At 49.4% G+C, this 13,103-nt stretch carries 6 protein-coding genes; 1 reads left to right on the top strand and 5 read right to left on the bottom strand.

Annotation, left to right across the window (positions count from 1 at the left end; genetic code table 11):
- Positions 1-127 precede the first annotated feature (127 nt).
- A complete protein-coding gene (locus tag Pan241w_RS27170; RefSeq protein ID WP_145222317.1) occupies positions 128-7,642 on the bottom strand; it encodes a choice-of-anchor Q domain-containing protein in 7,515 nt (2,504 codons plus the stop codon).
- A 454-nt stretch (positions 7,643-8,096) separates the two neighbouring features.
- Here Pan241w_RS27170 and Pan241w_RS27175 point away from each other — a divergent pair, with 454 nt between their 5' ends.
- Entirely contained in the window at positions 8,097-8,858 is a 762-nt protein-coding gene (locus Pan241w_RS27175) for a TerC family protein (RefSeq protein WP_145222320.1), read from the top strand.
- Between the two features lie 238 nt (positions 8,859-9,096).
- Here the strand turns inward: Pan241w_RS27175 and Pan241w_RS27180 are convergent, their stop codons facing one another.
- From Pan241w_RS27180 to Pan241w_RS27195, 4 genes are all read right to left on the bottom strand, one after another.
- Positions 9,097-10,107 (bottom strand): ThuA domain-containing protein, encoded by a 1,011-nt coding sequence (locus Pan241w_RS27180; protein ID WP_232107290.1) that lies wholly within the window; start codon positions 10,105-10,107, stop codon positions 9,097-9,099.
- 253 nt (positions 10,108-10,360) lie between these two features.
- Positions 10,361-10,810, bottom strand: a complete 450-nt coding sequence (locus tag Pan241w_RS27185; protein WP_145222323.1) for a hypothetical protein — start codon at positions 10,808-10,810, stop codon at positions 10,361-10,363.
- Between the two features lie 372 nt (positions 10,811-11,182).
- Positions 11,183-11,710 (bottom strand): peroxiredoxin, encoded by a 528-nt coding sequence (locus tag Pan241w_RS27190; protein ID WP_145222325.1) that lies wholly within the window; start codon positions 11,708-11,710, stop codon positions 11,183-11,185.
- A gap of 100 nt (positions 11,711-11,810) precedes the next feature.
- Positions 11,811-13,019, bottom strand: a complete 1,209-nt coding sequence (locus tag Pan241w_RS27195) for an NHL repeat-containing protein (RefSeq protein ID WP_145222328.1) — start codon at positions 13,017-13,019, stop codon at positions 11,811-11,813.
- Positions 13,020-13,103: the final 84 nt, after the last annotated feature.

Here is a 13,103-nt window from a genome sequence, read left to right on the forward strand (position 1 = left end):
GTCGTTTAGAGCTTTGTATACTACCAGAGTCTGAACCAAAGGCAATCTGACTTTTAGCTTGAAGCTGGTAAATCAAAGTGAATAAATGTTCCCACACTCCCCCCAAACCATACAGGGCGTCTAATACTTAAAATAATACCAGTTCTGAGCCTTCAGAAAGACTACTGAAAAACGAATCGGTCTCCTCAGCCCAACCGGGCAGACGACGCACACTGGGAGCCAGAGTCTCCTGCATCACGCCGTCGGTTTCGTGATTGTAACCCAGCAGATGGCCGAGCTCATGCAGAATGACCGACCAGAGATCGACACCGTTGGCAGCGGCGCTGTCGGGTAAGGCGATCAGAGTCAGTTCGCTGTCATAAGCAAACTCGCTGTGATCGGCGGGACTCGCATCCACAAACCAGCCTCGACCCGCGGCGTTGACGTCGATAAAAATCGTGCCGGCAGCGGCACGGCCCAGAGTATCGCCGGCGAGATCAACGACTTCAATATCGACCTGCTCCAGCGTTTCGGACTGGCTGGACGTCAACTGCGGGCTGACTTGTTTGACGACTGACTCCAGCACTGTTTCCGCGGCTGACTGTGTCACTATATTTGTGTGGTGTTGTGGTTCACTTAAACTGTCAACCGTTAATAACTGGTTCCAGGCATCCCGGTAATTCTGAGGATAGTTGACCGGAGACTGATTGGCTTTACTCTTGCCATAGTTTCTGATTAACAAAGAAAAATCTCTGAAATCGACACGATCATTTCGATTCAGATCTGTAATCCAGGAATAGGACGAATTCGACTCGCTGGGACTCGAATGATATGTTGTGAAAAAAATCAAGAGATCCCTGATATTGACGGTGTCATCATCATTCAAATCATAGGGGTTTACCCAGATCTGTGTCGTCGGAACAGGACCATGAACCTCTTCACTCGGAGCGCCTCCCACAAATACAATTTCAGGCTGACTGATGGAAAGCCCCAAACTGCGTGATTTCAGCCCCTGTCCTGATAGGTCCAGATCGACGGCGTCGTCGGCAGTGGACTCAAATTTGATCCGGGCAAACAGAACGCGTTGATCGTCGCCCACATCGACCAGGCTGGTTTCGGCGGACAGGTTTTCAATCGTTCCCGTTTGATCATTGATGGTCCCTGACTGGTTCTCCGTGAAGGCGGCACCATACTCAATACTCGTGGCAGTTGTCACCTCCGTGTTGTAGGTCAAATTGAGGTTGGCTGACAATATACCAAGATCGGTGGTGTCAGGAGTGCTGAGCCAAATCTCGACCCAGTAATTGCCCCACTCGTCAATCCAGGTGATGTTTTCGGGTAGAGAGGCACTCTCGCCGTTTCCGGACGTCGGTGTTTTGGATTTCACAACGCGCAAATCAATCTGCGCAATGAGAGTCTGAACTTCAAACGCCCCAATATCGACCGAGCCATCCACAATGCGTGCCGAGCCATCACCACGCTGATCGTTCGTTAAACCCGCAGACTCCGCAGCAGCGTTATCGCCGCCGTTAATCGCAACACTTCCCGCCAGTAAGGCATGGGTTTTCGTAGGCCCGCCGTTATCACGGAGGACGGGATCTAATAAGCCTTCAATACTGTCCTGAATGAGATTCGAATTAAAGACAAAGGAACCCTCGACCTGGGCGTCAGTCGCAGCAGTATTACCGGCGACAATGCTGTTGGTAATGGTCGTTGTGGCATTTTGATTAGAGTGAGCCGGTACAGCGATGCCCCCGCCGGAATGCTCTGCTGAGTTCCCGGTGATGGTACAGTTGATGAGATTCAATTTACTGGGAGCAGGCTGAACTATCATTCCCGAGGGGCCGACAGGTAGAAATCGAACGAATACGGGCCCTGGATTTAAAACCCTAATCGTTTCAGCATGCGATATCCAATCCTGTGGCTCATGGACCAGACTCGAGGAGTCTGTCTCCTCTATTCCAGTTGGGTGCCAAGTGTCGATATTACTCAACAAAGGTGGCATGATTATGCCCGAACCTTCGACCTGATAAATCCCGCCCCCTGAATAGTGGGCTGAGTTATTCGAGAACGTGCTGTTACTGATTGTTGCATTTCCATCATTCAACAACATGCCTCCACCTAAATAAGCACGGTTTTCTGAAAGGGTACTCGCTTCCAGAATGAGTTCCCCATGATTCGCGATCCCTCCCCCGGTATAAGCGGCAGTGTTTTCATGGATCGTATTGCGTTTCATTGTCAGCAGACCTGAACCATGATAAACGCCACCACCCGAGAAGGCAGAGTTACCGATAAGGGCGCTGTCGGCCAACACGAACTCCGATTGACTTCGCTCGGTATTTACACTTTCTGATGCCCCCTCAATCACGGAGAGAGGTAAAGAGTAGATGATCGTCCCGCACCACCCGGAGTAATAATTGCTTGAGGGGCCTCTTGTATAACTGCTGTATAATCCCCCGCCATTGCGTGCTGAATTTTCAATAAACCGGGTATCAGAAATCGTCACCAGATTATACTGATACTCCAATTCAGGAAATGCTGATATTATTTGAACACCATTTGGGAATTCAAAAATCACTTCTGGCTTCTTAATGCCGTATCTGGCAACACCCTGCAGGGTATAGATACCGCCGCCAGATCGATCCGCAACATTTCGCAAGAAAGTACTCCCTGAAATTTCCAGGTCCTGTGTGGAATTATACAGTCCCCCTCCAGCCTGGAGAGCCCGGTTGTCGACAAACAGAGTGCCGTTGATCGTCAACAGGCCGGCAGCATGATAAATGCCCCCGCCATCGGTCATCGCCGTACTTGCCGAAATAGTACTGTCCGTGATCGACAGAATTTCGTGATTCAGAATCGCACCACCGTTCTCGGCATATCCTTCCATCAAGGTGAGGCCACTGAGGAAAACCTCAATCGTGGTCTCCGCGTCTCCATCATCGACATTAAAGATCCGGCTGTTGTGATTGCCGCTAATGGTGAGTTGATCGGCACCAAGACCGATGATCGTCACATCATCCGAAATCAACAACTCACTGCTGAGAATAATCGTTTGACCGGCAAGGCTGGCGTCAAAGGTGATGATATCGACATCCGGGGTCAACTCGTTCAACAGCCGGATTGCTTCCCGCAGCGATAGTTGGCCGCTTGAATAATCGCCGTCATCAATGTCTGAATTCGTGTCTACGACAAGCGTCATGGAATGCAGTTCGAACACACCGATATCCACGGCCCCATCAATGATCCGCTCAAAACCGGCTCCGCGCTGGTCGGTCATCAGATCGGCGTTCTCCACGATCTCATTACTACCCGCGTTGATGGCGATACTTCCGGGCAGTAACGCATGTGTTTTGGTCGGGCCGCCGTTGTCTCTGAGCACCGGATCGATCAGACCCTCAATACTGTCTTGGATGAGATTTGTCTGCCCCGTGAATTCGCCGGCGATCTGGGAACCCGCAGCTGCTGCATTGCCAGCCACAATACTGTTCTTAACCGTCGTCGTCGAACGGGACCCCGGCTCCGGTGTTGATATCCCTCCCCCTGATGTCCCTGCCGTGTTTCCGACAAGCGAACTGTTAACCACATTAAGTGAACTATTCAACAGCCAGAGTGGTACCGAATCGGCTGGAACATCGCTGTCATTATCATTAATCGGTAGCGTGGTGTCTATAACACCATTCAGACTCACTACAAATATCAAATCGAGTATCTGAGGTGGGTTAGCCGGAAGAAGTTGCAGGCCCGGATCAACAATAGGGAACTGCGAAGGATCAATCGGAGAGAGATTCACTTCAGTACCGTCAGGTGAAAACTCTGCACCGTTGCGATGGTAGATCCCACCACCGGCGAGTGCGGCCTGGTTTCCAGACAGAGTCGAATTATAAAGGGACAAGTGGCCGAGGGTAGCAATGGCGCCACCTGAACCAGTTGCTATATTCTCAAAAAGTGTGCTCTCCTCGATAAAAACAGAACCTGCCAGATTATTGATACCCGCTCCATCGACGGCTTGATTGTCTGAAAATTCACTCCCTGAAACGTTGAGCTGCGTCCGCCAGACAAAGATTCCGCCTCCTGACTCGGTTGCCGAGTTAGTATGGAAAGTTGAATTGAGAATGTTTAACGTCTGAAAACCGATATCTGTAATCCTGGGTATGACATAAATGCCGCCCCCGTTTTCAGCGGAATTACTTTCGAACGAACTATTCTCAATCAGAGGTGCAGGAGCGGATTGAACTTCCCCCATGTTATCTACAATAATGCCTGTACTTCCCTGTACCAGATAAATGCCTCCACCATCTTCACCCGCAGAATTTCCGTTGAAATTGGTTGCGCTGATTCTGATGTAGCCCAAATTACTGGCAAGGCCACCACCATTCGATGTCGCTTGATTCTGGTCAAACTGACTTTCGATCAGCTTAAGGTTGCCGACATTATCAACTCCGCCTCCTGTATTCGCAGAGTTCTGAGACAGACTACTTGCCTCAATCACCAAACTGCCAACGTTATACAGCCCCCCGCCTGCGCTGGAAGCAACGTTTTCTCTGAATGTGCTGTCGAAGATCTGCATTTCCCCTGAGCGATTGAGAATGCCTCCTCCCAATTCTGCTGTATTCCCAGTAAAGGAACAGTCGTTGAGAATGACTTGGGGATCAAAACTGTTTTCGAACTTGATTGGCAAACTCGCTGCGACTGCATAACTCGGACTAAAAGGCACATCGGCAAGCGGATGAGAGGCAGCAGACATTTCTACCGAATAGATGCCGCCTCCCCTGGTTGCAGAATTTTCGTAAAACGTGCAGTTCGCGATTTCGGTGGGATCAGGATACCCGAGAACAAAGGTTGCTAATTGCTGCCCGGCCAGTGGGCCATCGGGAATTGTGACTCCTTGAACGCTCCAGCCTTGTCGATAGGAGTGATAAATACCGCCCCCGTTTATCGCGGCAACATTACCAGTGAAAGTCGAATCAGAAACCTGCAGTTCTCCGTAGGGATGATAAATGGCCCCACCACTTCCCTGCGCACTGTTCTCGGTGAAACTGGAGCCACTCACGGTCAATGAAGACGCATAGATGGCACCCCCATCACCGGTCGCCTGATTTTCTACAAACGAACTGCCGGTGACCGTGACCGAACTCCCACTGTAAATAGCCCCTCCCGCGCTGGCTGTGTTGCGCAGGAAGACCGAATTTTCAATCGACATGGTTGCCCCGGCCCCCGACTGGGAAGAAATAGCGCCCCCCAGTCTGGCCTGATTGTCCTGGAAGACCAGATCCGAAACGCTCAGATGTTCATAATTAAAAATCGCGCCACCGGTATTGTATCGTTTATAGGAGATGTTCCCCCCTAAACCGATTGACGGCGTGGTATTTTCCAGATCAGGCAGGACAGTGCCATCTCCATTGGCAAGTGTCAGACCACTGATTGAGACATACAGATTTGCGCTATGAGTTCCGTCGTAGACATCGAAAATGCGACCAGTATGATTCGCATCAATCGTGAGTTGATCCGAACCCAGGCCGATAATCGTCAGGTCATCCGTGATGCGCAATTGATTATTCAGGAATATTGTCAGACCGGTGAGACTGGAACTAAAGGAAATTGTATCAACCTCAGGTATCTCATTCGCAATCTTGATTGCTTCGCGCAGTGATAATTGACCGCTGGAATAGTCACCATCGTCGAGATCCGAATTTGAATCGACAACCAGGATGTTGTCAAAATATTCATAAGCACCGACGTCAACCCTTCCATCCGTGATCCGAAAATAACCAACCCCACGTTGATCATTGATTAGTCCTGCGGAAAGAGCAGCCTCATTATTACCACGATTAATGGCTACACTGCCAGCCAGTAATGCATGTGTTGGAGTTGGTCCCCCATTATCTGTGAGGATGGGGTCGAGCAATCCTTCAATGTTATACCGAATAATGTTATGCAGGAAGAGCTTGTTGTATTCCTTAGCGTTTACGGTGAGGTCTAATTGATTATCGTGATGTGCGGTATTTCCAGCGACAATGCTGTTAAGGATTAAATCTGATCTCGTACTACTAGAAATTCCACCACCACTGATAGTCGACGAATTCAAGATGATCGTGCAGTTGATGACTGTCAATGGAATTTCACTAGATGAGAAAAGACCGCCCCCCGATCGCCCCGATTGATTTCCTGAAAGTGTGCTGTTGGTTATGGTAACGGTACCCAATGGTATGTTCGAAATAGCCCCACCTGATATGCCAGAAGTATTTTGACCGAACGTAGAGCCAAGAACAAAAAGTACCCCTCGATTATTGATGCCTCCACCGTCAGTTGTGGCTTTATTTTGGTTAAAGACACTGTCTATAACTGTCAGAGTTCCGATAAAGCTATCAATCCCGCCTCCACTCGATAGCGCAGTATTTTCGGTAAATGTACTTTCTAATACATCAATGGATGTGTATTTATTGTAGATTCCACCGCCGTGATTGGCAGAATTTTGAAAGAACAAGGAGTTGGATACAAGAAGTGAATCACTTGAAGAACTATAGATTGCCCCCCCCTTTCCGAATGTTCTGTTTCGAGAGAAGACGCTATCTGTCACTATCAGTGATCCGGAATAATTGTAGATTCCTCCGCCAGATTCAATTTCAGGCCGTGATGGCTTATACTTTTCATGAGCTTCATTATCCGAAAATGTTGAGCCTTCAATTGTTAAGATGCTGCCATTATTAACGAGACCACCTCCGGTATCCTGCGCGTTGTTTTCCCCAAATGTACTATTTTGAATGAGTACTCTTGAATCATTCAAGTTACCGGTTATGTAAATTCCCCCGCCGTACTTTGCTTCATTACGTAAGAAGTCACTGTTAGTTACAATTAAATCACCACTGTTAATATAGATTCCTCCCCCCCCAACTGAACTGTTTTCAGTAAATGTGCTGCCAGTGATCGTGGAAGCATCCAAGAGAAATCTCTTCGAGCTTTCAGAATAAATACCTCCCCCCAAAAGGTCGCTGTAATTTGTAGAAAAAGTGCTCATCGTAACCGATAAGAGACTATTTAAGCTGAAAATTCCGCCGCCTGAATTTGCTTTGTTCCCTGAAAACGTACTATTTGAGATTGTCAGCCCTGCTGCTGTGCTAAAAATTGCGCCCCCATACTCCGCTTGATTAGCTGTGAGTAGACTGTCTGAAATTACAAGAACCTCACGATTATAGATTGCACCACCTTTATACTCAGAACCATTCGTCAGCGTGAGACCACTGATCTCAACATTGATCGTCGTCTCCAAACTGCCATCATCAATATTAAAAATGCGGCTGTCGGCATTTCCATCGAGGGTCAGTTGATCAGCGCCCAGACCTGTGATCGTCAGGTCGTCAGAAATCAACAACTCCTCTGTGAGCACAATCGTCTGGCCAGTGAGTGATGCATCAAACGAGATCGTATCCGCGCCGGCGTTCGCATTCGCCGCTTCGATGGCCTCTCTCAGACTGCCTTCGCCGGAATCGTTGGTATTCACCACCGTGAAAGCTGTCAGCAGCGTGCGGTCTTCGAGTACTTCGATGGCGTTTCTGGATACCAGAGCCCGTGTAAATGGTGCGAGATTCTGTCGCCGAGAGTGCGCTGCGTTCGAATGTTTCGGGAGGAACGAGTGCAGAGCTGCTGCTTCAGAGAAGCAAGCCATTGGAATGGAAACATGTTTGTGTGGCCCTATCAAGTATCTTTAAGTCTCATCTAAGCAGCGGACTGTCCATCTTTCGTACACTACAAGAATAGTGATCAAATACAACGTAACTTTGTGCCGAAAACCATTTAAACAAAGAGGTTTATGTACACTGCCTGCTCTCAATTTGCCCAATTTGTAGGACTTGTACTGCACACAGGATCTTACCAAGAATCGTTCGATCTGATTCGAATGACTCGTTCTGTGCGTTTGAATAGACAATCTGTACCCCAACAGACGAGGCGAATCACTCAAGCTAACAAATTTTGATAGACAAATTTCTACAAATTCCAAAATAAAATTTGAAATTCAATCAGCCGCAAAACGCTGGCAGCCGTTCCCCTTCTTTTCAGAATCCGGCTGATGTGTATAATCCGCTACGCGTTGAAATTGACCTGAGCTGAATGGAGTAAACATGTTTGAGTGGTTGGCCAGCCCTGAGGCCTGGATTGCGTTGGCGACATTGACGTCATTAGAAATTGTGCTGGGTATCGACAACATCATCTTCATTTCCATTCTCGTCGGGCGGCTGCCGGAAAAACAACGAGATCTGGCCCGGACACTGGGGCTGAGCCTGGCGATGATCGCGCGGCTGATTCTACTGTTCTCGATCTCCTGGGTGATGGGACTCACCGAACCCTGGTTTTCCCTGATGGAATATGATTTTTCCGGCCGCGATCTGATCCTGATTGGCGGCGGACTGTTTCTGCTGGCCAAAGCCACTCATGAAATTCATAACAGTCTGGAAGGGGTTGCACACGAAGAAACGGGAGCGTCTGCGGCGCAAGCCACCTTCGGCTCGGTGCTGGTACAGATCGGGGTACTCGACATTGTCTTCTCGCTGGACTCGGTGATCACCGCCGTCGGTCTTTCGGACCATGTCTCGATCATGGCGATTGCGATCGTGCTCTCGGTAGCCGTGATGCTGTTCGCTGCGAAACCGATCGGCAATTTTGTCGATGAGCATCCCACGATCAAAATTCTGGCCCTCTCGTTTCTGATCATGGTCGGCGTGACGCTGATGGTGGAGGGTTTTGGGATTCACGTTCCCAAAGGCTACATCTATTTCGCGATGGCATTTTCTGTCGCCGTGGAAATGATCAACCTGCGAATGCGGAAAAATCATGTCGAAGCCGTTCGCCTGCGTAAACAAATAGAAGAAGGTGAAACCAGTTAGCTGATCTCACCTTCTTCGCTGAAATGTTCAGATACGGAATGCAACCAGATCGTATTACTTAATTGAATGACTCGTTGACAATCGTGAGGAACCGGGGCTAACGCCCTGCGGCTAATGGGAAACACTGGCGGGCGAGTTCCCAGCACCCAGGTCAGCCGCACGGGGTCCACCGTGGTGAATGCCCTTTCCAGTCAATCACCCTGAGAACGATTCCCGCATCACAACCTTAGCGCCTGCTTCAAGGCGCCTGGACTGTCGGCTCGTTGTCGTTCCATTTGACTTTGGGAATCGGCTGTGTCACTTTGCCGGTCGCCGCCCATTCAGTGCCGCGTTGCAACGTAATCTGAAAACCGGTCCCCTGCAGAGCCGTCGTATCGTGTCCCAGCGTCGTATGGAACACACGGCCTTTTCCATAATTGATGGTCATCATAATCGGCTCGTGTTCGCCGGTGCCGCGTTCGCTGGGTTCGGAATACGCGGTCGCGAGAACACTCACATTTTCCGCGGGTCCCCGGAGCTTACCGTACACTTCATCGGCGGGATGCATCCACTCGACGGGTAGCCCTTTTACGATGGGATGTGCGGGCTGACGAACTTTGACGACAACGGGAATTCGCGTGCCATGGGTTCCCCCTCGACCGGCGGACGTATCTTTGATCCATTTGTCATCACGCAGTCGCAACATGGGACCCGATTTCTCATCGCGACCGCCCCAACCGCCGACGGCGATCATTTTGTTATATGCGGGCCAATCGGAAAATGAATTGTCGGCGGCATGCACAACGACAAAACTGCCGCCGGATGCGACATAATTGTCGAACGCCTGCTTTACTTCTTCGGGCCAGCTTTCACCATTATAGTTACTGACGACGACATCGTACTGTTTAAAGTCGGGGCGCCAGGCTTTCCATTGTGCAGGTGCGTCCCGTTTGATGCGGGCAACCGTTTCTTCCCAGCGTCTCAATTGCTGATCCTGATATTTCGCATCCTCTTTGGAAAGCTTGCCCGTGATCACACGCGGTTTGCGCGGGATCCCTTCCGGCGTCGTTGAAACTTCCACATCAAAGCGGCCGGAGTTCTCCAGAATCTTTTTCAGCAGCGGCGTTGTCTGCTGCCATTTATGATTGTTCTGCCCGTCAATGAGCAGCACCGAAAGTTTTTCATCAGACGATTCCACAGCCCGGCACAAAAGCGGGCTGCAGCAAATCGCCAGCAACAACAACACGGAAAAACGGTATGAGCACTTCAATGGATTTCTCCTTTATCTCAATGGATTGACACTATCATCAAATGGAATCAGTTCGCAGCGGTGGGGAATCAGACACTAAAATAACATTCTCACGCCTTGAAGTCACGCGATATCTGACCGAAGCGATTGAGGTACTGGGTAGCCCCGGATGAAAGGATGATACCAGATACCGCACCCGACACTATGCGATAGGCGCGCATAATTTGCCGCAAAATATTACATGGCATCAGGAACCGGGGCCAACGCCCTGCGGCTAATCTGGTTCAGAAACCCTTTCATCTTTGAACTGTTGGGCAACATCTTCCGGAATGTCATTCGGATTTTGTTTGATTGTTGATGGACTGGTTAAATTCCAATCAATCATGAGCCCAATAATCGCACCTGAAATAGCGCCCATCATTGGAACAATATATTCCTTAAATACCGCCTCCTGGTGCGTACTGGAAATTGGATCGGTAAATATCATCAGAAATCCCATTCCTAGAATCGTACAGGGAATTATGGGCCCCCAATTACAAAGTATTCCGGAAGTTGCGATCCCGCCGAAGAAAACAAGATATGCCATCCGGGAGTCAGAAAACACATCGGAGGGATTTTCCATGAGGACGGCCGACAACGGTAGAAACGTGATCAACCCCACGCTGATCCATAGCACTCGTTCAAACCTGGTCGTTTTTCGTTTGGATTGAAGCAGTGAGATCATGCCAGCTCCAGGTAGTGTTTATTTAATAGATTTGAGCGTGATTCTGTGGTCGACAGAGTGAGCTATGTCAGATCAAACCGTAGTCGATGGTGCGATATTGCCTTTGTTTCCTAGACTATGACCGCAGAAAAAGCCACTAGCCGCAGGGCGTTAGCCCCGGTTAACGTCTTAGGTAGCCACCGTTTGAATTAAGAAACACTACCTGGCAATATAACAAAAAAGTTTACAGAGAAATCATACTATCCGAGGCCAAGATGAAACAAGAAGTAACTTAGAATTCTACAATACGATGAAAAATCTGACCGCGCACAAAAAAGCAGGAGCCCCCATGCGGGAAACTCCTGCTTTGAATGCTGATTCAGCGGGAAAGACTTAGAGAGTCTTTTCACCTTTCTTCCAGTTACAGGGAACATTTTCGCCTGTCTGGAGAGCGTCGAGGACACGCAGAACTTCTTCCACATTACGTCCGACGCTCAGCGGGTGGATCGCCAGCCACTGGCAGACGCCTTCCGGATCGATCAGGAAGATACCACGCAGTGAGATACCGAGTTCTTCTTTGAGAACGCCGTAATCGCTTGACAGCTTGTGAGTGCCGTCGGCCAACATGGGATATTTCAGGTCAGCCAGTTGAGGATCAGCGTCGCACCAGCCTTTGTGAGAGTACTTGCTGTCGGTGCTGGCTGTCAGAACTTCGCAGTTGCGTTCTTCAAACTGACCGAGGGCATCGTTGAATGCCACTAATTCAGTGGGGCAAACAAACGTGAAGTCCAGAGGATAGAAAAACAGGCATACCCACTTGCCTTTGAAGTCGGCCAGTTTGTAATCCTTGAATGAATCACTGGTACGGTCATATCCCTGCAAAGCAAAATCGGGAGCGGGCTGCATTACGTTAACTGTCATTAGTCTTTACTTACCTTCAAAATATTGGTGAAAAAATGATTTCATGTTAACGACGCGGGCCGCTTCTTGATGAAGACAACCCGCATCATGAGCGTCTGTTTTAAAGACCAGCTTTGATGATCGCCAGTGAACCGGGAGATTTTTCAGGATCTTTCCCCTGAGTTCCAAAAGCAGTCAAATACAGATTGCCCTCTTTGTCAAATGCAATCGCGGCTGGCTTGTCGAGAGATACGATTTTTTCGGCGGTCACTTTGTCGCCATCGATTTTCAACTCGAACAGTCCCCCCTTGGTGGTATCCACCCAGGAGAAATCAGTCGCGTACAGTTTTTTGGTTTTGGGACTGTAAGCCAGGCCGGCGATATCGCTCAGACCAGTTTTCAGGCTCTTTTTGAGCTTGCCTGTTTTGGGATCGTAGAATGTCAATAGTGCATCGTTGGCGACATTCATTTCCCCCATCTGGCCGATGACCAGTTCTTTTCCATCGGGAGAGAACGTAATGGCGACCGGTGCATCCACATTGGTGGCTGCCTTAGTGGCGATGGTCAGTTCCAGCGGACCGGCTTTGCCGTCTTTGATCACCGATTTGGCAACCCAGCCTTTGGTATCATCGCCGTTACAGGTGATGAAGATGTCTCCGCCACCGACGGCGACGCCATAGAAGTTACCTTCACCCTTGGCGGTTTTGTCGCCGGCTTTGATGGGGCCCAGAGTCTGAACGGCGGTGTCTTCTTTGACCCATTTCGCAACGGGTTTGTCGCCGACTTTGTAAATGCGAACCAGTTCTTCACCATCGGGACGGCTACCATCGCCGACGACCAGCTGATCTTTACTCATAAAAGCGACACCCAGAGGACCAACGTTGTATTTAGGTCCTTTGCCGTAAACGTCTGTCGGATACCCGGCGATTTCCAGATCAACGGTTTTGCCTTTGGCATCGTAGCGATACACGCCGTATCGGCTGGCAACAAACACATGGCCGGTGCCATCCTGAATGGCGAGACCACTGGGATTTTCCAGGTTGGTCACCAGAGTTTTCACAGTCACAGCCGGTTTTTTAGGCTCTTCCTTTTTTGGTGCTTCTTTTTTAGGAGCAGGCTTGGCTGCTTCTTTCTTGGGTTCTTCCTTCTTCGGAGCCTCTTTTTTAGGGGCTTCTTTTTTGGGCTCTTCTTTCTTGGCGGCTTCTTTTTTCTCGTCGCCTTTTTTATCGCCTTTCTCATCAGCGATCAGAGCAGTACTTCCCAGAGTCAAGCATAGTGCCGTCAGGCAGCATGCGCTTGCTTTAAAAATCAGGTTTAAATTCCACTGCATGGTGTTCATCTTCCTTTGAAAAGGGGATTTTCAATTGGTTTGTTCGTTTCGTACGATGTGCTTTTCGAAGCAACCAGCGATACG

The sequence above is a fragment of the Gimesia alba genome, assembly GCF_007744675.1.
Lineage (GTDB): Bacteria > Planctomycetota > Planctomycetia > Planctomycetales > Planctomycetaceae > Gimesia > Gimesia alba.

What these genes read in the sequence shown, in the direction of transcription:
- Pan241w_RS27175 (WP_145222320.1), top strand. Translation starts at nt 8,097, where the DNA reads ATGTTTGAGTGGTTGGCCAGCCCTGAGGCCTGGATTGCGTTGGCGACA.
- Pan241w_RS27190 (WP_145222325.1), bottom strand. Translation starts at nt 11,710, where the DNA reads ATGACAGTTAACGTAATGCAGCCCGCTCCCGATTTTGCTTTGCAGGGA.
- Pan241w_RS27185 (WP_145222323.1), bottom strand. Translation starts at nt 10,810, where the DNA reads ATGATCTCACTGCTTCAATCCAAACGAAAAACGACCAGGTTTGAACGA.
- Pan241w_RS27170 (WP_145222317.1), bottom strand. Translation starts at nt 7,642, where the DNA reads ATGGCTTGCTTCTCTGAAGCAGCAGCTCTGCACTCGTTCCTCCCGAAA.
- Pan241w_RS27195 (WP_145222328.1), bottom strand. Translation starts at nt 13,019, where the DNA reads ATGCAGTGGAATTTAAACCTGATTTTTAAAGCAAGCGCATGCTGCCTG.